The sequence below is a fragment of the uncultured Sneathiella sp. genome, assembly GCF_963973085.1.
In the GTDB taxonomy this organism is placed as follows: Bacteria; Pseudomonadota; Alphaproteobacteria; order Sneathiellales; family Sneathiellaceae; genus Sneathiella.
In genome coordinates, this window is record NZ_CAXAXA010000006.1 from 1 (window position 1) to 23,968 (window position 23,968).

At 47.5% G+C, this 23,968-nt stretch carries 27 protein-coding genes and 2 pseudogenes; 12 read left to right on the forward strand and 17 right to left on the reverse strand.

The features are described from left to right. Positions 1 to 9 precede the first annotated feature (9 nt). Together AACZ19_RS14270 and AACZ19_RS14275 are read right to left on the reverse strand one after the other, a co-directional pair. Entirely contained in the window at positions 10 to 1,668 is a 1,659-nt protein-coding gene (locus tag AACZ19_RS14270; RefSeq protein WP_339635115.1) for a recombinase family protein, read from the reverse strand. A 274-nt stretch (positions 1,669 to 1,942) separates the two neighbouring features. Then, the gene (locus tag AACZ19_RS14275) at positions 1,943 to 2,134 is read right to left on the reverse strand and encodes a hypothetical protein (protein ID WP_339635116.1); all 192 of its coding nucleotides are present in this window, start codon (positions 2,132 to 2,134) and stop codon (positions 1,943 to 1,945) included. Positions 2,135 to 2,466: 332 nt separating this feature from the next. Between AACZ19_RS14275 and AACZ19_RS14280 the strand changes: the two genes are divergently transcribed. Both AACZ19_RS14280 and AACZ19_RS14285 read left to right on the forward strand, forming a co-directional pair. Beyond that, positions 2,467 to 2,706 carry a hypothetical protein gene (locus tag AACZ19_RS14280; protein WP_339635117.1) on the forward strand — a complete coding sequence of 80 codons (240 nt, stop codon included), beginning with the start codon at positions 2,467 to 2,469 and terminating at the stop codon, positions 2,704 to 2,706. A gap of 21 nt (positions 2,707 to 2,727) precedes the next feature. Continuing rightward, the gene (locus tag AACZ19_RS14285; protein ID WP_339635119.1) at positions 2,728 to 2,991 is read left to right on the forward strand and encodes an AlpA family phage regulatory protein; all 264 of its coding nucleotides are present in this window, start codon (positions 2,728 to 2,730) and stop codon (positions 2,989 to 2,991) included. Here AACZ19_RS14285 and AACZ19_RS14290 read toward each other — a convergent pair. Then, positions 2,963 to 4,267, reverse strand: a complete 1,305-nt coding sequence (locus AACZ19_RS14290) for a tyrosine-type recombinase/integrase (protein WP_339635121.1) — start codon at positions 4,265 to 4,267, stop codon at positions 2,963 to 2,965. The two genes, AACZ19_RS14285 and AACZ19_RS14290, sit on opposite strands and share 29 nt — an antisense overlap. A 564-nt stretch (positions 4,268 to 4,831) precedes the next feature. Between AACZ19_RS14290 and AACZ19_RS14295 the strand changes: the two genes are divergently transcribed. Then, the gene (locus AACZ19_RS14295) at positions 4,832 to 5,443 is read left to right on the forward strand and encodes a hypothetical protein (protein WP_339635123.1); all 612 of its coding nucleotides are present in this window, start codon (positions 4,832 to 4,834) and stop codon (positions 5,441 to 5,443) included. Positions 5,444 to 5,613: 170 nt separating this feature from the next. Next, positions 5,614 to 6,417 carry a hypothetical protein gene (locus AACZ19_RS14300; protein WP_339635125.1) on the forward strand — a complete coding sequence of 268 codons (804 nt, stop codon included), beginning with the start codon at positions 5,614 to 5,616 and terminating at the stop codon, positions 6,415 to 6,417. On the opposite strand, the gene AACZ19_RS14305 is transcribed toward AACZ19_RS14300, so the two are convergent. Further along, positions 6,414 to 6,944 carry a hypothetical protein gene (locus tag AACZ19_RS14305; RefSeq protein WP_339635126.1) on the reverse strand — a complete coding sequence of 177 codons (531 nt, stop codon included), beginning with the start codon at positions 6,942 to 6,944 and terminating at the stop codon, positions 6,414 to 6,416. The genes AACZ19_RS14300 and AACZ19_RS14305 overlap by 4 nt on opposite strands. Before the next feature lie 304 nt (positions 6,945 to 7,248). On the opposite strand from AACZ19_RS14305, the gene AACZ19_RS14310 reads away from it, so the two are divergent. After that, the gene (locus tag AACZ19_RS14310) at positions 7,249 to 7,857 is read left to right on the forward strand and encodes a tyrosine-type recombinase/integrase (RefSeq protein WP_339635128.1); all 609 of its coding nucleotides are present in this window, start codon (positions 7,249 to 7,251) and stop codon (positions 7,855 to 7,857) included. Between the two features lie 201 nt (positions 7,858 to 8,058). Here the strand turns inward: AACZ19_RS14310 and AACZ19_RS14315 are convergent, their stop codons facing one another. The 5 genes from AACZ19_RS14315 to AACZ19_RS14335 form a co-directional block, all read right to left on the reverse strand. Further along, positions 8,059 to 8,823, reverse strand: a complete 765-nt coding sequence (locus tag AACZ19_RS14315; RefSeq protein WP_339635129.1) for a hypothetical protein — start codon at positions 8,821 to 8,823, stop codon at positions 8,059 to 8,061. A 17-nt stretch (positions 8,824 to 8,840) separates the two neighbouring features. After that, a complete protein-coding gene (locus tag AACZ19_RS14320; RefSeq protein ID WP_339635131.1) occupies positions 8,841 to 9,056 on the reverse strand; it encodes a hypothetical protein in 216 nt (71 codons plus the stop codon). Then, positions 9,056 to 10,309 (reverse strand): hypothetical protein, encoded by a 1,254-nt coding sequence (locus tag AACZ19_RS14325; RefSeq protein ID WP_339635133.1) that lies wholly within the window; start codon positions 10,307 to 10,309, stop codon positions 9,056 to 9,058. The genes AACZ19_RS14320 and AACZ19_RS14325 overlap by 1 nt, the downstream gene beginning before the upstream one ends. A gap of 123 nt (positions 10,310 to 10,432) precedes the next feature. Further along, positions 10,433 to 10,870 (reverse strand): hypothetical protein, encoded by a 438-nt coding sequence (locus AACZ19_RS14330; RefSeq protein ID WP_339635135.1) that lies wholly within the window; start codon positions 10,868 to 10,870, stop codon positions 10,433 to 10,435. 15 nt (positions 10,871 to 10,885) lie between these two features. Beyond that, positions 10,886 to 11,599, reverse strand: coding sequence for a hypothetical protein (locus tag AACZ19_RS14335; RefSeq protein ID WP_339635137.1), 714 nt, complete (start codon positions 11,597 to 11,599; stop codon positions 10,886 to 10,888). A 251-nt stretch (positions 11,600 to 11,850) separates the two neighbouring features. Here AACZ19_RS14335 and AACZ19_RS14340 point away from each other — a divergent pair, with 251 nt between their 5' ends. Together AACZ19_RS14340 and AACZ19_RS14345 are read left to right on the forward strand one after the other, a co-directional pair. Further along, positions 11,851 to 13,563 carry an OmpA family protein gene (locus AACZ19_RS14340; RefSeq protein ID WP_339635139.1) on the forward strand — a complete coding sequence of 571 codons (1,713 nt, stop codon included), beginning with the start codon at positions 11,851 to 11,853 and terminating at the stop codon, positions 13,561 to 13,563. A gap of 44 nt (positions 13,564 to 13,607) precedes the next feature. Then, positions 13,608 to 14,198, forward strand: a complete 591-nt coding sequence (locus tag AACZ19_RS14345) for a hypothetical protein (protein WP_339635141.1) — start codon at positions 13,608 to 13,610, stop codon at positions 14,196 to 14,198. 225 nt (positions 14,199 to 14,423) lie between these two features. Here AACZ19_RS14345 and AACZ19_RS14350 read toward each other — a convergent pair whose 3' ends face one another. The 3 genes from AACZ19_RS14350 to AACZ19_RS14360 all read right to left on the reverse strand — a co-directional run bounded on the left by AACZ19_RS14350 (position 14,424) and on the right by AACZ19_RS14360 (position 16,515). After that, positions 14,424 to 14,747 (reverse strand): hypothetical protein, encoded by a 324-nt coding sequence (locus AACZ19_RS14350; RefSeq protein WP_339635143.1) that lies wholly within the window; start codon positions 14,745 to 14,747, stop codon positions 14,424 to 14,426. Between the two features lie 65 nt (positions 14,748 to 14,812). Next, a complete protein-coding gene (locus AACZ19_RS14355) occupies positions 14,813 to 15,682 on the reverse strand; it encodes a hypothetical protein (RefSeq protein ID WP_339635144.1) in 870 nt (289 codons plus the stop codon). Beyond that, positions 15,682 to 16,515 (reverse strand): hypothetical protein, encoded by an 834-nt coding sequence (locus AACZ19_RS14360; protein WP_339635146.1) that lies wholly within the window; start codon positions 16,513 to 16,515, stop codon positions 15,682 to 15,684. The genes AACZ19_RS14355 and AACZ19_RS14360 overlap by 1 nt, the downstream gene beginning before the upstream one ends. A 190-nt stretch (positions 16,516 to 16,705) precedes the next feature. Between AACZ19_RS14360 and AACZ19_RS14365 the strand changes: the two genes are divergently transcribed. The 5 genes and pseudogenes from AACZ19_RS14365 to AACZ19_RS14385 form a co-directional block, all read left to right on the forward strand. Continuing rightward, positions 16,706 to 17,575: a hypothetical protein gene (locus tag AACZ19_RS14365; protein ID WP_339635148.1), complete on the forward strand. Its 870-nt coding sequence runs from the start codon at positions 16,706 to 16,708 to the stop codon at positions 17,573 to 17,575. Positions 17,576 to 18,027: 452 nt separating this feature from the next. Beyond that, positions 18,028 to 18,360: a metalloregulator ArsR/SmtB family transcription factor gene (locus AACZ19_RS14370; RefSeq protein WP_339635150.1), complete on the forward strand. Its 333-nt coding sequence runs from the start codon at positions 18,028 to 18,030 to the stop codon at positions 18,358 to 18,360. A gap of 10 nt (positions 18,361 to 18,370) precedes the next feature. Continuing rightward, positions 18,371 to 18,874: pseudogene (locus AACZ19_RS14375) on the forward strand (arsenate reductase ArsC). A 1-nt stretch (position 18,875) separates the two neighbouring features. Further along, positions 18,876 to 19,946 carry an ACR3 family arsenite efflux transporter gene (gene arsB / locus AACZ19_RS14380; RefSeq protein ID WP_339635152.1) on the forward strand — a complete coding sequence of 357 codons (1,071 nt, stop codon included), beginning with the start codon at positions 18,876 to 18,878 and terminating at the stop codon, positions 19,944 to 19,946. Positions 19,947 to 20,019: 73 nt separating this feature from the next. After that, positions 20,020 to 20,384, forward strand: a pseudogene (locus AACZ19_RS14385) (DDE-type integrase/transposase/recombinase); the annotation flags it as partial. Between the two features lie 200 nt (positions 20,385 to 20,584). Here the strand turns inward: AACZ19_RS14385 and AACZ19_RS14390 are convergent. From AACZ19_RS14390 to AACZ19_RS14410, 5 genes are all read right to left on the reverse strand, one after another. Then, a complete protein-coding gene (locus tag AACZ19_RS14390; protein WP_339635154.1) occupies positions 20,585 to 21,325 on the reverse strand; it encodes a cytochrome c biogenesis protein CcdA in 741 nt (246 codons plus the stop codon). A 32-nt stretch (positions 21,326 to 21,357) separates the two neighbouring features. Beyond that, positions 21,358 to 22,056, reverse strand: coding sequence for an SCO family protein (locus AACZ19_RS14395; protein ID WP_339635156.1), 699 nt, complete (start codon positions 22,054 to 22,056; stop codon positions 21,358 to 21,360). A gap of 79 nt (positions 22,057 to 22,135) precedes the next feature. Continuing rightward, complete coding sequence (locus tag AACZ19_RS14400) at positions 22,136 to 22,402, reverse strand: hypothetical protein (protein ID WP_339635158.1); 267 nt, start codon at positions 22,400 to 22,402, stop codon at positions 22,136 to 22,138. 335 nt (positions 22,403 to 22,737) lie between these two features. Next, positions 22,738 to 23,343: a TlpA disulfide reductase family protein gene (locus AACZ19_RS14405; protein WP_339635159.1), complete on the reverse strand. Its 606-nt coding sequence runs from the start codon at positions 23,341 to 23,343 to the stop codon at positions 22,738 to 22,740. Between the two features lie 147 nt (positions 23,344 to 23,490). Continuing rightward, entirely contained in the window at positions 23,491 to 23,937 is a 447-nt protein-coding gene (locus tag AACZ19_RS14410; RefSeq protein WP_339635161.1) for a DUF411 domain-containing protein, read from the reverse strand. Positions 23,938 to 23,968: the final 31 nt, after the last annotated feature.

Genomic DNA, 23,968 nt, shown 5'->3' on the forward strand with positions numbered 1-23,968 from the left:
TCGTCAGGCTCATAACCTGAAGGTCGTAGGTTCAAATCCTACCCCCGCAACCAACTTTATAGACTCGTCATCAAAACCGTCCCTAAAGGACGGTTTTTGCTTGTCCGTAGCAAGCGCAAGAATGCCCGCAAGCCGCCCTTGCAAACTGATTGAGGGAACTTGTTTGCCCTCTTCGCCAATGGGTGTTAGCTCGATCCGCTCGATGAGGGAGCGGACAACCTCAACAGCCCGCCCGCGCATATTCTCATCACTTAAGGCTTCGCGTAGCTGCTCAATTTTCTCTCGGTAATAGCCTGCCATATTGGGATGCAACAGAACCGGCATTTCTTTTACATCAAGAAGTTGACGTTGTAAAAGCTCCTTGCGGCTTTCCAACTCGTTCATTTTGGCTTTGACCTGATTACCCGGTACACCATCGAGAATGGCCTGCACCAGCTTGTCCAGATCACGCCCGATTTTATCCAGCTCAATGCGTTTGGTGTGGAACGTGGCGTTATGCTCAGCCACCAGCCGGTTCATTGTCTGCGCATAATGCTGGCAAAAGACTTCTGTGAGGGCCGGGTCCATCATGTGTTTTCCAAGGCCATCCAGCACCAATGCCTCAAGATCATCTCGGCGTATGGTCAGCAGGTTATCGCAGGTGCCTTTGTTGCGCGCAGCAGCGCAGCCGATCCGCTCCGAGTTGACTTGTATAGCGCCGTCGCCGCATACACCGCATTTCATCAGGCCAGAGAACAAATAACGCGGGCGGCGGCGGTCCCACATGCCGGGGCTGTTCTTACCTGTAATACAGGCTTTAAGCGCACCCTGACGCGCTTTGACCTGATCCCATAGATCCTGATCAATAATTCGAAGTTCCGGTACATCATGGATGACCCATTCACTCTTATCATTCAGGCGCGAAACCCGCTTGCCGGTTTCAGGGTCTTTGATATAGCGCAGACGATTCCAGATCAGCCGCCCAATATAAATCTCGTTATTGAGAATTCCAGTGCCGCGATGACGGTTGCCGTTGATCGTGCTTGGCCCCCAACCTTTACCCGAGGGGCCAGGGATTTTTTCATTGTTCAGCGTATGGGCAAGGGCGCGCGGCGATTTACCGTTGGCATACTCATTGAAGATGCGCCGGACTACTCCGGCTTCAACTCCATTGATCTTTCGATCACCGCGCACAGCTTCGCCGTTTGCATCAACTTTGCGCACAACATCATAGCCATAAGCATTGCCGCCGCCGCTTTTACCGGCTTCTACGCGGCCCCGCATGCCCCGGCGCGTCTTGTCAGCCAGGTCTTTAAGGAAAAGTGCGCCCATTGTGCCCTTAAGGCCGATATGCAGTTCATTCACCTCGCCTTCGGAAAGCGTGACAATGCGAACATCTTCAAAGCCCATGCGCTTATAGATATGGGCAATGTCTTCCTGATCGCGAGAGAGGCGGTCTATGGATTCTGCCAGCACGATATCGAATTTATGCGCTCGTGCATCAGAGAGAAGCCCTTGCACGCCCGGGCGTATCAGGCTTGCACCGGAAATGCCGTGATCGCTATAGCAGCCTGCAACCTGCCAGCCTTCTTTCTCTGCGCGCTCCGTGCATAAGCGTATCTGGTCCTCAATGGAGGCTTCGCGCTGCATGTCCGTTGAGTAACGGGCATAGATCGCAACGGTATTCATGGACGGTTCCTTCGCCTTGCATAGTCATGAGATGTTCTATCTTCGTTCTCAATTATACGGGCAAAGTCGCGTTCTGCCAACCACTCGGCAAAATATTTTACTACTTCGTTCAGCGCCGGATCATGGACCGAAAGCGAGGCATTATCTGGGGCTGTTTGGGGTTGTTTTGAACGCTGATTGGTCATGGAGAGCAGCATTGCAGCGCGCGGTCAATTGATTCCTCGCGCAACCCTCGCCGTGAAAAGGCAAGGGTATTGGTAGGTTTTAAAAATAGCTATTTGAAAGCAGGCTTCATTGCGCGGCTATTTACCACGCCGGTAATATTTTCAAGACTTGCAAGTGCGTTGCGCCGTTCGGCGGAGCCGGGGACGCTGCGTGTAAGCTCATTGCGGGTTTTGCGCTGCAAGCCATATAGCTCGCTATGAGTGAGATTCTGAAGTTCATACACTGTGATGATCTTGGACATTTTTCGTTTCCTTTTTTCGGCGTAAGCCCCAAACATCGGGACCTTTTCTGCTTTCACCGCCCCATGCCTGAGAAGCACGAAAAGGCAGCCCGATAGGAAGCGGGCAGGTACACTGCCGACACAAGAAACATTGGGAAGTACTGGATCACGCGAAGCATTTAAGCGCTCAGCACTCATCTGGAAGTAGAAGCGGGATTGGTTGACGGAAAGCCGCGCTGATTGCTGCAAAGCAGCGTACTTTATGACGAAATTATAGGGTATTTTAAAGCAATTATTAATACTTAAGGTTGTATTATGTAAATATATAGTTAAGCCATATTATGGGAGGCTGGATGAAGATAAAAATCACAGGAGAAATGACGATCCCAGCACTACGTCAGGCGATATTTGAGCAAACCCAACAAATGGAAGACCGCTTTGCAGTCCGGTATGTCCGCGACATTACAATTTATGTGACACCGACGAATGGCTTTGGGGATGAAGTGCTTTGCCGCGACCCGTTGGGAACGGAAGTCAAAACACTTCATAGCGGTGGTCCTTACAGATCGGCGGCCCGGGATTATGAGATATAGAATATTTATGAAGGAGTGGTGATGATGGAGAATGATGCTGATAAGTCCATACGACAACCCAGCCCGGAGCTTCTGTTAAAGCTCAATGCTTTTATGAATGAGAAAGCGGTTATCACGGCGACAAGTCTGAGCAGGACGGCTATACATCGCAAGCGGTTGGCCGGAGAGTTTCCCGAGCCTGAAGAAATCTCAGATGGACGTGTTGGATACCGTATCCGCGACGTTAAAGACTGGCTGGCCGATCCCACCGGTTGGGTTAGTCCTCAAAATAGTCCCGATATTTGAGTTTGGCTTTCAGAGCCTTTTCGTTCACGCTGCCGTCCGACTCAGCGCATTTGAGGATAATGTCCGCCCATAGGTTCAGCGCTGCACGCTTCTCGTCCTCGTAATCATAGATATCGTACACTGCGCCAATACTGCTATCTGCGTGGTTGAGTACTCTCTCACGGTCAAACCTAGAGACGCGGAAAGCCCCAAGTAAAGTTGAGCCAGTACGCCTTAAATCATGAGGCGTAAACTTCTCTAGCCCCAAAAACTCGAGATTATCTCTGACTGCGTGTGATAAGGCTGTCTCGGACATGAGTGTATTATCCCAACGCCCGGGGAATAGGAAACCGTCATCCGTAGCATGCGGAAGCAGTTCATTTATTATTTCAATGGCTGGAGGGGAGAGGGAAACCAAATGCGGCTGATTGTTCTTTGCTCGCTCGGATGGGATAATCCACGTCTCGGCGACCAGATCAAACTCTTTGATATTGATCCCGAGAACTTCGTTAGAACGTTGCATGGTCACGAGTAAGAGTTTCAGCGCCAGTTGAGTGTGTCCATGCATGGGGGCGTCTGGTAAACGGGCCCAAAAGGTTTTAACCTCGTCGAGCCTTAGAAACCTGTCTTTGGGTTTTTCTTTGTACGGCCTTTTCACACCATCACAGGGTGAAGCCGTCAAAAGGTCCCGATCAACAGCCCACCGGAACATTGCTTTGACAACGCCGAGAGTCCTGTTGGCAGACACAGGGGCACCTCTTGCAACGATTTCATCAATACGTGCAATGATATGTTTCTTGGTTACTGTGGATGCTTTCATTGCTCCCAATTGGGGAATTATATCCAGCTCCAAAATTCGTTCGTCTTCTGCCCATGTCTTCTTATTAATCTTGGCGTATTTCTTGATATAGCTGTTGGCAAGCTGTTTTACTGTTGGGGCTTGTCTGGTTCTTGTATGGTCATCGACATGTTTATCGCCCGGATCAATCCCGCGCTCCACAAGACCCATAAACTCTGCGTACTTCTCCAATGCTCGGGAAAGTTTCATTTTTGGATACACACCTAAGGAGATCATGCGATCTCTTGTTTCGAACTTGTACATGTAAATGAATGTTTTTCGACCATTCGGGCTTATTCTTAAGCCAAGTCCGCTATTACCTGTTGACCAAACTATTCTGCGTTTGTCTGATGGCTTTAGATACTTTATGGTCTTGTCCGTAAAGGAAATTTCCTCCCTTTTTTGGCTAGCGATTTGGCTAGCGATTGAAGGGTTATTTAATGAAACAACATGGTTCAATATGGGATGCTTTCTTTTGCTGTAACTAATACTGAGTAATACTTATAATCATATCATGTTGAAACATGTTATACTATAATAAGTTGTAAATATTGTTTTGGGAGCAGTGGGTCGGGAGTTCGAATCTCTCCACTCCGACCATTTTCAGAGGGTTTTGAAACAAAACATTGGCATGGCTAGCGATTTGGCTAGCGATCATAGATTTGGCAAAATCGCCTATCCAGAACATCCATTTACAACGGCTTACAAAAAAGCTCGTCTAGTCCTGCTTTTTGCAATTCCCGAAAACGACGCCGCAGCGTTTCTTCATGTACACCTAGCTCTGCAGCAATGTCTTTTGGATGCATCTAGAAAGCGCGGTAACATTTGACAGACTCTATGATTTGCGCATCGTTTAGGGTTTCGCCCTGGCGAAAATCAAAAGTGCAGATTGGTAGAAAGTAGGTGCTTCGCTCTCCAAAATTAAATTATAAAATTTTGAAATGGCCGAGATTTCCACAGATAATCTGGTCGCATACGGCCTCGACATTAGCGGGCCAAGAGATCAAACCTTAGTCTGGGCCTATGAAACGGATTCCGACTACCGATGACACACCCACCTCGCCTGGCGCGAAGCCTTATGTCCGCGCGAAACCCAAGCGAAAAGAGCGCAATGTTCCTCTAACTAAAAAAATGCATGCGAACTTTCTTGGGGAGCTAGATCGAACTGGTATTACGCTGAGCGCATTGGCGCGGGCCTGTACTGGCGAGGGGAAACGACTGACGGTCAATGTGCTTGGCATTTGGAAGTCTAAGACATTTAAAAGCGTTCCGGCATCCACATGGGCAAAGGTAATGGCGACCCTGACCGAGCTTCCTGATGCCCGGCCTCAGGCTGCAACAATAAAGCGCGGCGTGATTGAACCACCAATTAAATCGAAGGCACCGTATCGCCCGTGGCAAGATGATTACATCAAGATCACCCCGCATCTGCGGCGCAGGCTTCAGCAGCAGTTTGAGCGCACAGGTATCGGGTCGTCTGAGCTGATGAAGATCGCTGAGTATCCGCCGACCGGTCTGAGTGTTGCGGTCATAAACGCGTGGAAAAATGCTCAGACTCTTTCGGCTGAAGCCAGGCTGTTCAATTTCACCGTAAACCTGCTGGCTTCACTGCCTGACAAACCAGATTCCGAATAGATGAAATACTTCGGCAATGCGCGGTCAGATCGAATAGTTAACGAGACCCTAATTGATACAATTTTACTAAAGTTTTATCCAAACTTTACAGCGGTTTAACCATAAATTGCTACACTTGTCCCAAGTTAATTTCGAGTAGGCAAAGGCCTACGTATGAATAGGGGACTATAGTGTTAAATGGCACCGATAAATACACAAGAGCAGCAGAAGACATAGAGTCCGGTAGCCTTTCTAAGGTGGTCAGTGAGGCTATTTCAGACATTGAAATTGCTCGTATATTCAGCAAGCATGCGGCTTTTAAAGAAAATGCCCTGCAAATGGGGCAATTGGGCGGCTCTGTCGCGGGCTATCAGTTCAAGAGCGCCAGCGCCTTCCAGAATTTCAACAAACAGATGTTGAAACGTATGTCTGAAGGTAAAACCCCCAAGATGTTTGATATGGTCATGCACATAGCGTTGATGGACGGTATCAACAGACAAATTTCTGATCTTGGTGCTGCAATGGAGCAAACAGAAGAGAGCTACGCAGAAACATTCGGTGAAGATTGGCGTGAGCAATTCGCCCTTGAGATACTTGATCCAGATGATATTCCGCAGCGCCAATCAGGTGAGTCTATGGATGATTACCGCGAAAGGCTTGAGGTCGCGCTCATGAAAGAGATGCTTAATGAGGACGGATCTATAAAAGAAGAATATAAAGACGACCCACGGGCCTCAGAGTGGGCGCAGGTTAAATTTGACCGCGAAAGGCTCCAAAAGCTAGAGCAGGATCTTTCCAACCCATCGCTTTCTGACGAAGAGCGTCAGCGACTAATCGAAGAATACAACCAAAGTGGGACGGCAGCTCGACAAGGTTTAGCTGGTGAGGTCTTGGAAGAGGAACAAACCGCAGGTTTAGAGCCCCAAGACTCGAATGATCCTGACACCCTTGGCGTGGGCGCTTCTACTGTATCTGTCGATTTTATGAATTCTTAGTCTTCGTTATTATAAGAGAACTGCGGATTTCTTTGCAGCCACAGATACTTTTGGGCAGTTTTGCGGGCCTCTGGTCTAGCGGTATTAAGGTTAAATGGTCCCTTTGCCGCATACCCATATCTATATCTTAATGCGGTTCCGGGTGCGTCATGCTGTTCAAAGAAGAAAGAAACATTCTCGACTCCTTCTCCATTAATATCTTGAGTTAATGCTGACATAAGTTGATCTGGCGTTATTGGTGATTCTTGCCCTAAATACACAGAAACGGCTATACCGGGATTTTCTTTCGCCCACTTTATCGCCGGACGATCTGCGTCTCTAAGAATTTCTATCCCTGTATAGGATGCTGTTTGGAGCAATTGTTCTTCTGTGAGCGTTGTGCCGGGTTCTGTGGACGTTTGAGCTGGTTGCGCTTCACCTGCATGAGCCGTACCCATCATGGTGACAGGCGCAATCGCCATTATGCCCATCATCGCGGCACCGGCAAATTTATTCAACAAATTCTTTCTTAATACGCTTAATTCCATTGTGTTCAGCCCATAATTTATATGTGAGGCGAACACACCCTTTATTTTTATGCGTTATTTATAGCATTACCATAGTCAGTTTACAAGTTTTACTTATTTTAATACTTTACATATTGATGATAATACTGATTTTTACACAGAAGTTAGCATTATTATATTTATAGTTATTTAACTTGAAGTTCCATAAAGGTTATGAAATATTATATTTGTACTCGGCGATGGGGAAACCTCTGAAAGTTAATGGTTTTTCACCGCATCCTAATTTCTGTGTAAAAGTTAGCATTTGGGTTCGGTGTTTTTTACAGTGAAAACAGAGACTTCACACAGCCCCAATCGCTCTGCGAAAGGGCCGTCCGGCAAGATTGAGCCGATTTTTGATCCCGCCGACATTAAGCGGATCAAGTCGATGCTGGAGCGCAACCCGCGTAATTGGGCGTTGTTTGTGTTCGGTATTAATACGGCTTTTCGGGCAAGCGAACTGGTGTTGATCAAAATTGGTCATGTTGTTGAATTGCGTGAAGGGGATTCCTTTGCGCTTCGGGAACCCAAAACGGGAAAGTATCGCCGGGTGACGCTCAACGCATATGCGGTTGAAGCCGTGCAGCGCTGCATTGCGGCCCATCCGAATTCGCAGGCCGGTGCGTCGCTGTTCTGGTCACACAAGACGGGCAGGGCGCTACTGGCAGGCAGCTTGCACAAGATTGTCAAGGGTTGGTGTGAAGAGGCGGGATTGGCAGGGCGGTTTGGCAGCCATACGTTGCGTAAAACGTGGGGGTATCAGCAACGGGTGCAGCATGACGAACCGCTGTCACTGCTGACCAAGGCTTTCGGTCATAGCAGCGAAGCCCAAACGCTTGAATACCTGTGTATCCAGCCTGACGAGTTGCAACGGCTGTATCAGAACAAGATTTAAACTGCGGGGTGGCGGCAGGTGGATTTTGAACGAAACGTTATTCGATTAGAGGACACAAAGAACGGCGAGCGACGGGCACTACCATTAAGTAAGCAAAACAAAAAGTGTTCTGGAAAAGGTGGACAGTTTGCACCGCAAAGATACAGGTTTGGTTTTTCCACGCTTAGTGATAAAGAAGCGCTGAAAACAAGCGGCACCTACTCAACGCATCCAGCGCCAGCGGTCGTCGTAATCTTTGCAGGCCAGCCGGATTGTTTCCTGGTTGCCCTTGCAGCTTCTCACGATACGGCATGCGGAGCCGTCTACATCTTTTTCATCGCTGAGCCAGCCGCTTTTGCATGCGTTGTTTTCCGGTTCCTTTGTTTTCCGCCCAAGCTTCCAGCCTGACTCGATAGCAATTCTGCTTTGGGCTGCTGAGGGGTGGGTTGCACTTGACGCGCGTGTCCCCTTACCCATTGAGAGCGCCTGATCAAGCGTCGCCCCCAGTTTAGCCATGGCAAAGCCTGAAAATCGATCCGCTTCAAGTTCCTGCTCGTGCTGGGAATACTCATTAGCAAAGACGTGAGAGGCAATATGATGACCGACTTCATGGCCCATAATCCCGACTTCGACCCAGTTTGTGCGCCCATTTTTCCATGTAAAGTTTGCTCGGTCATAAACGATAAATCGCTGAGCTTTTCTTATAGTTGCAAATGCCGCCATTCTCTCCATGTTTCCTGTGAAGTCGGCGGCCAGAATTTGGAAATTCTGACGAATTCCAACCACATCGGTAAACCATGTGGTGACCTTCACGGCCTCGGGGCTAGGGGTGCCGTAATTGACGACGCCATCGACATTTGGCTCACTATTTTTAGCACAAATTCTGCCTGAAAATAAATCACCAGGGTCGGCCAGTGCGTGTCTGTTGATCCCAAGAACTGCAGTGCACCCACACCCTAAAAGAAAGTTTCTGCGGGAAAATGTCATAGCTCGAACTCCTGTTTTTAATCGCAGATTTTAATGCCATCGATGGCGACACACCCCGATTGAGAATCATGGGGAACTGGTGTTTCCTCGATCTCTGGTGTCGGTGTGTTGTTGCCTGTCACAACAAAGGCACCAAGATCCAGCAACACCAAAAAAACGACCCAAAGCAGGAATATCGCGACCAGTAAATCCAGGCCAAAATCTCTCACCGTCAGTGCAAACCGCATAATCATCACACATCTTCCTCTTCTTCTGTTTTTCTGGCTTCACGGCCAAGCAGTTTGCGGTTGATGCTGTTGGCACTCTCGGAATCAATTCCGATGAGACGTTGTGCCTCACTGCCCATCTTTGATCGGGCAACGTCCTCGAGCGTTAGCTGCATGATGTCATTCCACGCTAGTTCTTCACGGCTTCTGGCCGACATGCCGATCATGAGAAAAATCACAACGCCCAGCGGGGCAATGTCCAAAGCTATGCTGCCCGCCCAAAAGGGGATAAAGCTCTCCCAGTGGTGTTTGACGGCTTGTACGGCGGTCATTTTTTCAAAAGCCGGAAGCCGGGGTGCGTTCTGCGCGTTCGATGTGTCAATAAAGGCGCGCAGCTTCCCGCTCGTCCGCTCTATGTCTGCGCGGACCTTATCGAGTGCCTGCCTTTGACGCTTTGCCAGTTGCCGATTGCTGGAATACACCGTCTGCAAGTCCACTTCACCCGGTAGAGATTCTAGCGTCCGGGCGATAGAGGCGGTAAGGTTCCCGCTATCCATCCGGGCCAGATTGGCGCGAAGAGCATCAGATTCTGTTTCAATGTCACGCATCCGCTTGATTGTAGATTTGCTGGATGTGGCAATTTTACGAACTGTTTCGAGCCGGTGCCGTGCCTGTTCATTCAACGCGCCTGATCTCTCAATAAAGTCGGCCACTTCATCATCAAGGTCGATAAGTCGCTTTTGAATTGCACCCAGAGCGTTAAAAACCGCGCCGGGTCCGGGCTTGCCTGAATACAGACCAATCTTGAATTCCTGCTCGGCAGCGGTTTTGTAGCGCGCAGCTTCCAGACGCAAATCGGAACTAACGCTTTCGACACTCAGCGCGCGCGTGAATGTTGCATCGAGTACGTCCCCCATACCCTCGACGTAACGAGATTGATGAAGCTCCTGCGCATCTCGCCCTTTGAGCCAGGCAGCATTGAAAGAACTGCTGAGGAAAAAGAAGATGACGCACCAGCACAAGATAACGACCAGGCCCAGAGCCTTTTTCCAAGACTCCATAAGCGCAGGCACGATCTTTATGGCCAAATCCCATATCAGGTAAATCGCGCAGCCGCTGGCAACGGCAAACACAGTTGAACGCGCTTTTTCAACAAAAGTAAGTGCGTCCAAAGAGGCGCCGCCATAGGTGAAGAGCGCAGAAGCTGCGGCGAGCACGAACAGTATTTTTCGGACAAGTTTGAGATCGCCTTTACGATAAGCAGCAATAAGTTGGTCCATATTGGTTGCCTCATTTGCAGTAAAAAGATGCATCTGAAAATTTCAGATGCATCTTGGATACCAAAGCCCGAAGAAGAGATTCCTCGTGGGTGTAGCACACTGGTTCTGTGGGCTTCGGCGTCTCTAACGCTCCCTTTTCCGATTTACCCCGGGCGTATTGACTTTGAATTCAACACCTCGTTCTTTTTCGAAAGCGGATGAAAGGGTGGTGCCGTTTTCGCGGATTTCACTTTTCAGATTTCCAAAATGGATGTTGATGGCGGCTTGCTGGTGATACCACTCACCGCGCCTTTCCTCATATTCACCAAGCAGGTTTCGGTGTTCTTTTGAGCCTAAATTGAACTCTGGTATGGACATGGCACTATTTGAAAGCCTATCGCGTTCGCGCAGCCATTTCTGGTCATGCTTATCCAGAGTGGCTTCGTGATTTTGTACGTTTGCTATTTCTGCGCGGGCCGTTCCGCCAAGCGAATAATCCGGTAGTGCTTTGTTCGGGGCTGAACTACGTTCGAATTCCCTTCCAATATCGGGCGCTTTGTTTGATCTGGTTTTTTCGGGCATATTAACTCTCCTATATTACACTGAGTGCAGATCGCCGGACTGCGATGACCAGTCGCCTTCAGGCGTTAGCGCTTGCTTAGCGCCTTTAAATGCATAGCGGTCCATCACCTGACTACATGCCGTAAGCCGGGTTAGGCAGTCTCGGCAATCCTGTGCACCAAAAATCGTGCGAATATCATTGCGTTGATCGAAGTAGGTGAAGGACAGAACACCAGAGCGCCCGTAATATCGCTTCCGTGCGCCTTGCCACCAGCGACGGGCGGATTTGCTTTCACGGTATGAAAGGACGATTTCTTCACGTTTGGTTTTATCGTGCGGGTACAGTGCGAAACTATGCGGCTGGTTTCGATCAAAACGCTTCTCGCCAAGCGCGCTCTTCACAACGAAATGCTCTGGCGTGAACACCACGCTTACGGTGTTTTTGAAAGCATCGTACAAACCATGCTTCACACCAAAATAGGCAGCTACAGGAGCAACCAGTACTCCGCCGAGCAACCAAAGTTGCTGTGTCTCAAACTGCCATAGTGAAGCCTCACCGATTTTGAAAATGCCATACGGCACGGCGCAGACGACCATTGCGGCGCACGCAACCGCCAGCCTGTCAGCAATTTTGACATGTAGAGGTGTCAGAGCCGTAAGCCATACTGTAATGCGCGGCTGGCCGTTCTCGTCGGTATCTTCTTGGGTTCGTGGACCACCCGCAAACGGGGATTGGATTTGTTTCTTCATGCTGCACGCTCCAAACGGTACAAGGCCAGTTCACCGCGCCAACGTGCGAAAAACACAACCGGCTTCGTACAAATTTTCGAAACGGCGCGGGTATAAAGCGTTATGGCAGGGTTGGAGAGTTGATTTCCTCGTGCTTAAGTTGCTAAGCTAAGCGTATCTTGGATGTGGTTATTTAATTATTGCGGGTGCATGTGATGCGGTATTGTATGCACGCGGTATAGGGGATTGTAGTGAAGAGATTTTTAAAGATCATGGCAGTCTTTGGAGTGTTGGGTATCGCTGCCCTGTCGTTCGTTGTGTGGGAAGGTAGTTCAAACGTATCTGAAATGGAATTTCACCTGGTGCCTAGTGGCCTAACGCCCGCTTGGATAGCAGCCGAGGGTGTCATTAAGGAAGACACACCTGCTAGGTTTTCAGAATTTCTATCTAAGAAATGTAAAGAGCAGGGTATATGTGACTTGCACAAGGCCGGAATCACAACGGTGGGTTTTCACAGCAAAGGAGGCGATGTTCTGGCAGGTATGGAGCTGGGGCGTATAATTCGCGATATGCGTCTGAATACTGCGCTTGCACGAGTGGTATCAAAGGATGACTCTGCGTATCACGATGATCCCTGGACCGAAGGCTGGGGTGGAGGGCAATGTGAAAGTGCGTGCGCCTATGCCTTTTTTGGCGGGGTTTCTAGGCAATTGACTTTGTTTAATGCTGACCGCGTGATGAACGGCCCATCTAAAAGAGGAAGCCTTGGTGTACACCAGTATTATGAAGGACGCGGATTTGCATCAGATGAAATCGGTCCGAAACTGGAGAGCAAAGCAGAACAACTAAAGCTTAAAGATGAGACCGCCAAGACCCAATACTATTCAGCGCTTATCGTTGATCATCTGGGGAGCATGGGGATTAAATCTGATATTCTGCTCAAGGCATCACAAACCCATAAAGGTGAAATGCTTTATTTGGAAAAGAACGAGCTACTAACTGCAAATGCCATCACCCTTGACATCCTAGTATGGCGAAGAAGCGGTAGCTCATCTATGGCATTAGGTGGTGTTCAGTCTCCGCATGACGTCGTTTCTGATGTTTATGCAACCGTTGACTGCATAAAAAATGAGGATGAATCTTATAGTGTGTTCATGGCCTTGAGTTTCAAGCCCGGGGTTGTTGAAAGTCCAGATGATCTCACCGATTCTGAGAGTTCACCGAGACTGGGGAAAGATGAACAGACAGAATATAATGGCTTTACGCTGAGCTATGGAGGCCGCGTTGCAGTAGCAGAGAATCTCAGTACGCGGTTTTATGATGACGGCCATGGCGGAGAAGCGGCTGAAATGAGGTTCGATGCAAAGCTTGAGAAATGGGAAGATATTTATGATTATGCAAACGGCGTTTTAACATTGGAACCGGTTGGACGTTTAGCCCGTCAACGGCTACGACCCAGGCAGGTTAATGTTTTTCTGAATGATATATTTTGGGGGGCGTTTAGTGATTTAGCTAATGGCAAACTACATTGCAGTAGTCGGTACGGTGGTGTGTCTGCTGCCCGTGCAATTGGGTCAGATTATCAAAAAAAACAAGCCGCTCCGTCTCCGTCTCAAAAGGAGGCACCCGTAGTTCAAAAAACAGCTAAGTTGGAGTTTCTTGAGCAGGTTTTTTTCGAGGAGAGCGTCTCGATCTTATCCAGAACCGCGCAAATAAAGTTGAGTACATTAGCACGCAAAATTGTAAGAGCATCAGATGCGCATATTCTTCTTCAAGGACGTACAGCAAATAAAGAAGGTGAATTTGTAACGCGCGAGGCTACTTTGCGCCTTGGAGCAGACAGGAACACGGCTGTTGCTAGCTATCTCATGAGGCAAGGAGTTAACCCATCCCAAATAGCAGTGGTGTCATATGGCCGTGAACGTCCGATTGCGGATAAGGCAGGTGAAGCACAAAACAGAACTGTAACAATTGTTCTACGGTGATGATATTTGAAGTTATACGCACCAATTTCTATCGAAAGCGTCAAATGAAAATATTGGGCTATTTGATGCTGGGTTGTTTGTCTCTCATGATGTTAGGTTGTAAGATTAAGACCGAGCAACAAATAATTTTCAAGGAGCAAGCTATGAATCCTTGGAATGAGTTTTCAACGATCATCTTTGAGGTAGCTGAGCATACAAAGTTCAAACCACAACAAGATTTCGTGCTGAGTGTACTGCCGGACAATACGGTTTCTATTGCCACCCTGCTTGTGCGAATGGCCCGTTCGCAAGCCCTGTCAACATTTTTTGAGTATGAAACTTATCTCGTGACATTTCCTAGTGACAAGGAGACGGCACTGCCTATGCCTGATATGTCCGCCAATCCTGTTCAATACTCCGTTGCTGCAGTCATACTTAACCAGTCCGGAGACTTTGACACTTATATTCCTACCTGCCCGGCAACCGTCAATAGCTTTCAGGAAGCTGAAAGCGCTTTTTTAAAGTGCTTGAGAAAATTACAGAAAAACGCGCGGGCTTTATGCAAGTCGGAAAAGCCTGTCGAGGAACAGGACAAGTGCACCAGTTCCGGCGCTTACAAGTTCGTTCCGAAGTTGCTGTTTGTAGAGGGCTTCTAATGCAAGCCTTAATCACAAACTCTTCCCAGCCCTATAATGGCGGTGAATTTCCGTTTGTTAATGGGATAAACGAAGATACTGTGGTTTCAAACAGAACTATCCGTCTTGTTTAGCTAATGTAATGCCATTATTGGCTCTTCTGCAATGTAGTTTCACGTGTGTTCGTAGACTCATTGATTTTCTTCAACTCCCTTGCAGCAGCCCTACCTTGAAAACCAGGCGCGCTTAAGGCTCTCCGGGGTCAAAGTCCTTTCGTCCCACTTTGTATAAAAGCTTCACGACATCTTCCCGTTCATAAGCTTCGGCGGCATCATGAGGGAATCTTCCCCAGCGATCGCAAAGATCCACGTCCAAAACCCTACTGATTTTTTCATCAACAATAGTTTGCTCGATGGTTTCGTAGGGAAGGCGGACACAAGCATGCCAGAACACGGTTTGTTCATGCTCGTTTCTTTGATTGATCAACGTTGGATCTTCATCCAGAAGGCGTTTATATTCCTTAACATCCTGAGACTCGACGGCTTCAAATATTTTTTTAATATTATCCATAACATATACCTAATATGCAATGGTATCATAAAGTATCTACTTAAGTAAAATTGAGTGAATATTGTCTAATTAAAACAAAAGTTTATGGCATAATTAATTACATCTATTTTTGTGGATCTATACTTAAAAACCATATCGTCGAAATCAGTTTCTACTTGGGGTGAATTTGCACTTGGATTTAAAACAGATGTTTCCCATTGAGTTGAAAAAGTATCTTTAGTCAAAGTAATGATGCACCTAATCGTCAATCTGTCCATTTTTCCCGGTGCAGGAGCAACGATAATTTTTTCAATTGTTATATCATCCCATCTATCATTGCGTATGAGTTCAACCAGGTCTTCTAACTTCACATAATTGGTGCGATTGCCCCCGATTGCGCTTAGCACCGCATCGTTAATCGGCTTTTCCTCAATATTTTGTGCAATGTATCGTTGCGGGTTCTGCGGAGAATAGTCAGAAAACCACAATGTCAGCATCACAGCGGCGATAAGTACTGTCAAGCCGACGCTAACAACCCCCCATGATGGTCTGCTGGCTTCTAAAGCATACAAGATAGTATCCTTCAGACTTGCAACCCCAAGCCACATACGCTGCATTCGCGTTTCCGTCTTAAGTGGTGTCTCCGGATAAATACCAACCTCGAAAACCGGTTCCAACAAGGCAACAATGTCTCTGTGTCCGTAAGCTTCCGCCGCGTCTAGAGCATCACGCGACCAACGATCAGGAGTGAGCGGCTCTAAAATGGAAGCTATAGGATCATTCAACATTTGCTGGACAAGTTCGATGCGGCCCCTGCTAGATGCTTGCCAGAACGCGGTTTGCCCGTACTCATTGGTGGCATTTGCGAGAGACGGTGATGTCCGAAGCAACTCGGAAGCGCTCTGAATATCATCAGCTTCTATTGCCTCGAATAACTGTAGCGCAGCGTCCATCATTAACCGCTGCTTTCTGAACAGATAAATTTGTATTTTAGTTCCGCATGAGGTGTTTTGAACAAGCAGATTTGAGTCGACGTTGGCTTGATTTCAGCGAGATTTCGAATAATCAAAGAGCCAGGTTGATTGCTGCCGTATTCGCGCAAAATTGCAACCACGTCATGATTCGAAAACAAATAGTCGTCGTTCACTTTCCTACTCAGCGGTAGCAGGAATTTCATAAGACCTTTCCACAGAATATAGTTTCTTCTATTGCCTTCTCTAAACTCCTGTTCTGCTAAATCGACATCTGAGATGCTCTGTGTGTTCATCCAAAAAATTACGTTCGCATGTTGGCTATCTACCTGTTCACCGACTTTCAAAACACCCGATTTTTGACCGGCCTCTGCTCCGATTGGCCTAATAAAATACAATGTGTCAGAGTGGACACCAATAGCGTTGCTCTGGACACAATCTTCAGAATTGAAGAAATCGAATATTGCTGGAACCACCCCAAGATTTAGATCAGCTAGAATAAGCTGCGAGAATCTGTCGAGAAATCGCCAAGTCGGGTCTTCTATCCTTTCTATGGCTTCTTTTTCAGACCATTTGTAATATTTCCGCCTCTGCGTATCTCTGACTAATCTGACTGAGATATTGCCAGTTCCATTCTCTAAAGGCGCTTGTCCAAGGCCGAATGCATCTAAGTATCTTCTCTTCATATTAAGTGAGAATTTTCGAGCTGATACCTGAGTACGTTTATAATTTTGTATTATATACCAGATATTTCTACGCCGCCGTGTGTCATATTCCTCTTTTACCGTGAAATTTTTTGTGGGGTGTGGAAGAGGCATTCGAATACTATCTCATTAGTTCGATGTTTTATGAACATTGCGACGAAGTGACCACAGAGTGACACGTTGGCGCCCACATGCTGTTCTATTCGACATTACACATTAATGCCATCATTTCTTCGGTCAATACAACCAAACCGAAGTATTTGCGAGGCCTCGCTGACTTCATATTCAAAAATGAGGACAGCACATGAGTAAATATCAAGAACAAGTTCGCCGTTCAGCGGCGCAGGCCAATTACTGGCGTGATTACCGCTATGTACACAAGAAGCGCGAAGCATTAAAGAGCCGCGGCACATTGCTTGATTTTAAGAATGATATCATGCCGCTCAGTGATGAAGAGCTGAACAATTCTTTTTTTGACTCTGATGCATCGGAGTCATCGGAATGGCTGCGCCGCTATATCGATTACTACATCCAAAAAGAAACGGGCCGAGGCATTTATACAATGCCAAAGCCGGATCGCTATAAAGCGGTGCAGGCGTTTGTTGAAGGCAATGGTTTTCTGCCCCGGATTACGCTTTTTGATCATAGCGAATCTGCTTACGCCGCCGCGCTTGTTGCTTCGGCCAAGGGGTATGACTGCTATGCCGATGAAAGGTTGCTTGCAGGCACATTTCGCGGCACTTTTTTAGGCGCTTCTTTGAATGCCGAAGATCTTTGCGAGTATGTATTGCAATGCCATTTCATCCCTGATGAACAATATTTTCGCATCCGCCTTTTCGGTGCACTATACCAGCGCCGGAGAGGTGAAGATGACGAAGGACTTGTCCAGCGCTCGAAAAGCATGGGTTGGGATTCCTGGTCAATGCGTGATGGCTTTGCATCCTTTGCTACCAATCTGGGCGCTCTGTTTTTTCTGGACGGTGAAAAGGGTGGGACCTCGGGCTACGATGCTAATGGTTTTGCTTTTGATAATACGGGACGGCGTGCACTGGGGTTCACCGCCACGCCACAGGATGAAGCTGGCAATCTTGTCCGCTTTCAGCTCTGCCGCCAGCCTGACGATATTGATCGCTATCTTGATATTTTGCACCGTATCAGCGCTGAACTGAGTTAGGTTGATATAGGGCGGCGTAAGGGGGCTTCGCTGCCTTACGCATTGTGGGGCGGACACTGGATATTCAACCGATAATCACTGCGCGACCTGGTTGGTCAATTCGCGTAATCGTCAACAAGGACATTGTCCTGCGGCCAATGGAAGTAGTGCAACAATGAGACCGTTGAAACTTGGCAAGCTGCGGGATCGCGAAATCACGATTGCTGTCAGCGCTGAACTGAATGATATGTTGTGGACTATTCAAAAGCCTACGAACAGGAATACGGCAAGGCAGAAACAGTTGCAGACTCGATCTCGCACATCCTGGAGACATTCATCAAAGCGGATAGTGGGTTTCGACGGGAAAAAGTGAACATCACCAACACACATTTTAGATACTGGTTATCTGGAAAACACCGCCCGTTTTTAAAATGTTGATTGACGAGGTCAAAAATATCAATTAATCATGATATATGGAATCAAAAAAAGTAATTTCTGCATTCTCCGCTCTTAGCCAGCAAACGCGACTAGACGTCTTTCGCCTGCTCATCAAAGCGGGCGCAGATGGCTTATTGGCTGGTGAGTTAGGAGAGCAACTTGAAGTCAGACAAAACACCATGTCAGCCAATTTGGCCGTGCTTCTTAATTCAGGGCTTGTTCGCAACGAACGACAAGGCAGAACAATCCGTTACTTCGCAGATTTTGATGCGGTGCGAGGGCTTCTTGGTTTCCTGATGGAAGATTGTTGTGGCGGTCGGCCCGAGCTTTGCCAACCCATCATTGATGAAATTGCGTGCGCTTGTTGAGGAGAAAGCAATGAGCGATACCGTCTACAATGTTTTGTTTCTTTGTACTGGCAATTCCGCTCGTTCGACTTTGGCGGAGGCCCTGATGAATCGTGCCGGAGAAGGGCAATTTAGGGCTTATTCGGCGGGGGCGCATACCAAAGGTGAGGTGCATCCCCAATCCATTGCGCTATTAAATCGGATGAAATTTGGCACGGTATTTGTTCGCTCAAAGAGTTGGGAAGAGTTTGCCACTCCCGATGCTCCCAAAATGAATTTTGTCTTTACAGTTTGTGACGATGTAGCAGGTGAGTCTTGTCCCGTTTGGCCAACCCAACCCATGTCAGCCCATTGGGGTGTTTCTGGTCCAGCCGCATTCTAAGGCACAGAAACCGAGATTTCACTCGCGTTTTCAGATACGTTCAGAATGCTGAGCAGCCAAATTTCAATCTTTGCCGCATTGCCATTGGCCAGCATTGACCGACTTTCTCCCCCGCAAAAGCTTAATGCTATTGGCAAAGATATGAGTTTATAAAATGAGTATTCAGCAAGAAAACCACCACGATCAGACCGCGCCATCAGGCATCGGTATTTTTGAAAAATGGCTCTCTCTTTGGGTCGCCATGTCCATCGCGCTTGGCATCTTTCTTGGGCAAGTTTTGCCAGATGTATTTCAAGCGCTTGCTGCCCTTGAGTACGCCCATGTGAATCTAGTGGTTGCCGTTCTGATTTGGGCGATGGTTTACCCGATGATGGTGTCGGTTGATTTCGGAAGTATTCGACATGTTACAGACCAGCCGAAGGGCTTGTTAATTACTCTCGTGGTCAACTGGCTGATAAAGCCATTCACCATGGCGGCGCTCGGTGTGCTGTTTTTCAAATATCTTTTTATCGACATGATAAATCCTGAGGAGGCTGATTCCTATATTGCCGGCTTGATTCTCCTGGGGGCTGCGCCCTGCACAGCAATGGTATTTGTGTGGTCTCAACTGACACGCGGCGACGCCAATTATACATTGGTTCAAGTCAGTGTGAATGATCTGATAATGATCTTTGCCTATGCACCGATTGTTGCCTTGCTTTTGGGTGTAACCGATATTCCAGTACCTTGGGATACTCTGGTACTCAGTGTTGTTCTTTACGTGGTGGTCCCTCTTGTTGCTGGTGCATTGACGCGCCAGTCCCTGATGCGAGGTAAGCGGTCAGATGATGCAGTTTCTGAATTTACTGCCAAATTGAAGCCATTTTCAATAGTAGGCCTCCTAGCGACCGTGGTTTTGTTGTTTGGCTTTCAAGGCAGCGTAATCTTGGCCCAACCTCTGCTCATTGTACTGATTGCGTTGCCACTGCTTCTCCAGTCTTATGGGATTTTTGCAATCGCCTATGCCGCTGCATGGGCCCTGAAAGTTCCGTTTCGGATTGCCGCTCCTTGCGCAATGATTGGAACATCCAACTTCTTTGAATTGGCTGTTGCCGTGGCGATTGGGCTATTTGGCCTTAACTCTGGCGCTGCACTTGCTACAGTGGTCGGTGTACTTGTTGAAGTACCAGTGATGCTCTCACTCGTGGCGTTTGCAAATCGAACCAAGGCACGTTTTCCAGCCTGAGAAAGGAGCTCGTGAACGAGCGAAGTATAGCGGCCCTAACACTGCTAAGGAACAATGCTCCATGACAGTTTGGAAACTTGGTTTTCTGTATCTGGTCGCCATTATAGATTGGGCAACATGCAAGGTACTTTCGTGGCCCTTATCAAGTACGATGGTGGCCGGCTTTTGCGTCGGCGCATTACAAGAAGCTATTGCCCGCCAGAGATTTTGAACACCGACCAAGGCAAACAGTTCACCGGATCGGCGCGGATAATAACGTTGACGGAAGCCGACGTGAAAATATCGATGGACGGGCGCGGGCGGTATCTCGATAATATCTTTATCGAACGCCTCTGGCGATCCTTGACGCCGGAAGCTGTTTACCTGCACGAACTGACTGACGGCTTTATGGCTGAACGGTTTATTCGCAAGTGGATTACATTCTACAACACCGACTGACTCCACGCGGCTTTTGATAAATAAACGCCGGACGAGGCATACTTCGACAGTAATGATATGAAAAAGCAGCATGATAATCAAACCCGATACACCTTAACTGAGCCGTAAACCTGTTCGGAAAAACAAGACCACTTAATAGCTCAATAAAAAATATTACTATATTTCACATTCAATTTTTTCAATGTATCACATTGTGAAAATTAGCCGATATTTCCCAAAACTGGAAACGCATTCAGAAGCCAATACGAAAACCTGGAGAGCTCTCCGGTCATCATAGCAATTCCCATTACGATCATCAGTCCGCCAGCTCCCTGATGGAGCCGACGACCCAGCCGCCCGATGATCCGAATTTTACGACGTAAAGTATCTGTAAAAATTGCTGCAAGGAGAAAAGGAATGCCTAAGCCAACTGAGTAGATCATCAATAGGACAATTCCTTCTTTAAGAGTTGCGGTAGTGGCACTTACGGTTAAAATCGCACCAAGTATGGGGCCTATACAGGGCGTCCAGCCAAATCCAAAAGCAAGGCCGAGTACATATGCGGAGACCAGACGCCCTCCTGGAATTGCAGGATGAAATCGGATGTCCCTTTGCAGTATATCCAGCTGCGCTAGCCCGATCATAAACAGGCCAAATATCATAATAATGCCCCCTCCAATCAGGTTGAGTTCATAACTGTATCCAATCAGCACCCGACCAATGGTCGAGGCGCTTGCTCCCAGAGCGATAAAAACGGTAGAGAAACCCAATATAAAGTACACACTCAACGCGGCCGCTACGAATTTCTCGCGAGTTTTGAATTCAGGAGAGGAGGCTATGCTCTGGCCGCCCGCGATATAGGAAATGTATCCTGGAATGAGTGGCAAAACACAGGGTGAGAGAAACGAAATAATACCCGCTAAAAACGTCGCAATTATACCAATTCCAGAAATTTCAATCATCAATCGTACCTTTCAGTTTTGTCGCAACAAATCTATTGACTGAAATAATGTGAAACTGCTTCCCACCAGCGAACCAGAAAGTTTTTTCCCAGTCTTTTTTCTTGGTGGGAAAGACCATTCACGTACGAAACTAGATTGATTGGTTTGAACTTTAAGCCATGGAATTTGGCGGCGAAACGACCGCCCCGATCTATAATAAAAGTCACGACACCATGCATTTGCTGGCCAGCCTCTTCAGGTTGGAATTTCACGCCGTACTCTGCGGCGAGCTTTCGGGTGAAATCTTCCGGGTCGTTTGGTTTTTTTGTTAGAAATACCCAATTTATAGGATCAAGCCCATAGGTTTCGCCGTACTCTTCCAGAGTACTGCCGACATCGTTGACCGGATCTGTCGTAATACTGACGAATTGAACCAGATCCCGCATCGGGGTGGTATTGATTTTCTCCTGGAGATCCACGATCCGGACAGAGTGCAAGGGACAGACTCCCGCACAATTCGCAAATATGAAGTTCAGGATGACAATTTTCTCTCCATAGTCTGAAAGCTTTATCAATTCACCGCTTGCGTCGACTAATTCAAACGAAGGTGCAACTGGTTTATCAATTGCCTGAAAATAAGTTTCTTTCTCACTCATCTCTTCGTCAAGGTTATTGCCGGGATGATTGGCTTTTGCCGTCATCGCGAATATCAGGCCGCTAACCAATACTAATACAAAATATATCGATTTCATTTTTTCCTACACTTGAAAAACCTCCGGCCAGGATTTCATCGGCCAGAGGTCAGCTGCTTTAGCTACTATTCAAAAGGTTTTATGCGTCCTTTTCGGATTTCATATGGTCGTTCATAGTCTCCATCATTTCGCTACATTGCTTCATCATGGGTTCCATTTTGCTCATCATATTCATCATGCCCATCATATTGTTTGATTTTCCCTCTTCTCCCTGCGGCTGATTATCCTGCATCATCGAATGTGGTTTCATGTCCTGGCTTTCAGTTTGATTGGTATCTGCCAGAGCCAGTGACATCGACCCTAGAAATCCAACAGCTACCGCTACTATTATTGATATTTTTTTCATCCTATTTTCCTTTGTTTTACGTGTTATCCTGGAAAAGCCAGACTTTACTGGTTACCGCCATCTTCGTCAGGAGTATTGCGGGTAGCCGAGTTCTTCGAGCAGTCTTTGCCCCCTCTCATGCACAGGCCGAATGCGCACATGAGAACACAAGGCAAAACACTGATTAGTATAGTCGACACTCCTATTGCCGTTAGCCAACTCCAGTTGAATGCCAATAATGGTGTTGCAATAATAATCCCGCCGATTAGCAGGACCATCGAACGGCGGGTTCGATAGTGATAGACTAAATAGTCAATCAATATATTTGAGCTTTGATCTACAGCAGGCTTCATTATCTAGTTCTCCTTTGATTTCTGGGTAATAAGGGCGCGTAAAAAAGAAATCGTTTCCGCACTGTCCCAGGTTGCCGGTCCGGCGAGACGCCCAAGTTCTAGTCCTTCCGGCGATATCAGCAGTGTTGTTGGAAGCCCATAGGCTCCCAGATCTGTTGATGCCTTCATGGTTTGGTCGACATAGATGCTCAGGTGCTTGATGCCGATTTTCTTATAGAATTTTTCTACAACGCCAACGCCTGCCCGATCTATTGAAAGTGCTACAACTTCAAATTCTGGCCCGCCCAATTGCTGCTGCAAGTTATCGAGGGTTGGCATTTCTTCCCGACAAGGTGCACACCACGTCGCCCAGATATTAAGCAATACAAACTTGCCGCGCCAATGAGACAGGTCAAGATCGTCACCTTCGGCATTCGCAAATGAAATCGGTTTGAGTGAACGTGGCTTTTCATTAAGCGGCATCATGGTTGGCGGCTTGCCGCTGCCGCTATTCGATATCGACGCCGAAATGCCGTCCTGTTCAGCGTTGAATAACCGACTAAATCCAATCAGCACAACACCCACCAATACCGCTATCAGCAAACTTACGATAATGCCTTTTCTTGTCATTTATGCTTGCTGCTGAATAGGTACTTACCTAGGGCCGCAATTGCGAACAGCACTAGGATTGTGACCAAAATGCCTGTTATTCCCATTCCCCACATCATCATTCCGCCTGACATACAGCTTGGATCGGTCATCATTTTTTCTACTCCTTCATTCTGTTGCATACACTGTTGGTGATTTGTCATTGATCTGATAGATGATGAACGACCCAGTTTTAGGCCCTCCCATGCCGGGAGATCCTGTCGGCATACCCGGAAGCGTCACGCCCTTTATGTCAGGCTTTTCTGACAAGAGCTTGTTGACTGTATCGATCGGCACATGGCCACTCACCACGTAGTCGTCGATGAAGGCCAGATGGCATCCCTGATATTCTTCTGGAATTCCAGCCTTTTTACTCATAGGAACCAGATCATGCGTAGGCTTTACGGTAACGACAAAGCCATTTTCTCGCAGATAATCCGCATAGGACTCACAGCATCCGCATTGAGGGTTTTTATAAAGCGTAACTTCCGTTGCAACTGCCTCTTGTCCATAAAAAATGTAGGCCGCGACTGCAATTACGCCAATTGTAATAAAGGCCAAAGCTTTCTTGATCATTGAAATTATCCTTCTTCAAATGTACAAATTT

Bases quoted from the DNA above. Each gene is read 5' to 3' on its own strand.
- arsB (WP_339635152.1), top strand. From the start codon at position 18,876: ATGAGTATTCAGCAAGAAAACCACCACGATCAGACCGCGCCATCAGGC.
- AACZ19_RS14345 (WP_339635141.1), top strand. From the start codon at position 13,608: ATGAAAATATTGGGCTATTTGATGCTGGGTTGTTTGTCTCTCATGATG.
- AACZ19_RS14275 (WP_339635116.1), bottom strand. From the start codon at position 2,134: ATGTCCAAGATCATCACAGTGTATGAACTTCAGAATCTCACTCATAGC.
- AACZ19_RS14305 (WP_339635126.1), bottom strand. From the start codon at position 6,944: ATGGAATTAAGCGTATTAAGAAAGAATTTGTTGAATAAATTTGCCGGT.
- AACZ19_RS14405 (WP_339635159.1), bottom strand. From the start codon at position 23,343: ATGACAAGAAAAGGCATTATCGTAAGTTTGCTGATAGCGGTATTGGTG.
- AACZ19_RS14400 (WP_339635158.1), bottom strand. From the start codon at position 22,402: ATGAAAAAAATATCAATAATAGTAGCGGTAGCTGTTGGATTTCTAGGG.
- AACZ19_RS14355 (WP_339635144.1), bottom strand. From the start codon at position 15,682: ATGATGGACGCTGCGCTACAGTTATTCGAGGCAATAGAAGCTGATGAT.
- AACZ19_RS14285 (WP_339635119.1), top strand. From the start codon at position 2,728: ATGATGGAGAATGATGCTGATAAGTCCATACGACAACCCAGCCCGGAG.
- AACZ19_RS14390 (WP_339635154.1), bottom strand. From the start codon at position 21,325: ATGATTGAAATTTCTGGAATTGGTATAATTGCGACGTTTTTAGCGGGT.
- AACZ19_RS14340 (WP_339635139.1), top strand. From the start codon at position 11,851: ATGGCAGTCTTTGGAGTGTTGGGTATCGCTGCCCTGTCGTTCGTTGTG.
- AACZ19_RS14295 (WP_339635123.1), top strand. From the start codon at position 4,832: ATGAAACGGATTCCGACTACCGATGACACACCCACCTCGCCTGGCGCG.
- AACZ19_RS14370 (WP_339635150.1), top strand. From the start codon at position 18,028: ATGGAATCAAAAAAAGTAATTTCTGCATTCTCCGCTCTTAGCCAGCAA.
- AACZ19_RS14365 (WP_339635148.1), top strand. From the start codon at position 16,706: ATGAGTAAATATCAAGAACAAGTTCGCCGTTCAGCGGCGCAGGCCAAT.
- AACZ19_RS14320 (WP_339635131.1), bottom strand. From the start codon at position 9,056: ATGATTATGCGGTTTGCACTGACGGTGAGAGATTTTGGCCTGGATTTA.
- AACZ19_RS14350 (WP_339635143.1), bottom strand. From the start codon at position 14,747: ATGGATAATATTAAAAAAATATTTGAAGCCGTCGAGTCTCAGGATGTT.
- AACZ19_RS14335 (WP_339635137.1), bottom strand. From the start codon at position 11,599: ATGAAGAAACAAATCCAATCCCCGTTTGCGGGTGGTCCACGAACCCAA.
- AACZ19_RS14410 (WP_339635161.1), bottom strand. From the start codon at position 23,937: ATGATCAAGAAAGCTTTGGCCTTTATTACAATTGGCGTAATTGCAGTC.
- AACZ19_RS14315 (WP_339635129.1), bottom strand. From the start codon at position 8,823: ATGACATTTTCCCGCAGAAACTTTCTTTTAGGGTGTGGGTGCACTGCA.
- AACZ19_RS14395 (WP_339635156.1), bottom strand. From the start codon at position 22,056: ATGAAATCGATATATTTTGTATTAGTATTGGTTAGCGGCCTGATATTC.
- AACZ19_RS14280 (WP_339635117.1), top strand. From the start codon at position 2,467: ATGAAGATAAAAATCACAGGAGAAATGACGATCCCAGCACTACGTCAG.
- AACZ19_RS14270 (WP_339635115.1), bottom strand. From the start codon at position 1,668: ATGAATACCGTTGCGATCTATGCCCGTTACTCAACGGACATGCAGCGC.
- AACZ19_RS14360 (WP_339635146.1), bottom strand. From the start codon at position 16,515: ATGCCTCTTCCACACCCCACAAAAAATTTCACGGTAAAAGAGGAATAT.
- AACZ19_RS14330 (WP_339635135.1), bottom strand. From the start codon at position 10,870: ATGCCCGAAAAAACCAGATCAAACAAAGCGCCCGATATTGGAAGGGAA.
- AACZ19_RS14325 (WP_339635133.1), bottom strand. From the start codon at position 10,309: ATGGACCAACTTATTGCTGCTTATCGTAAAGGCGATCTCAAACTTGTC.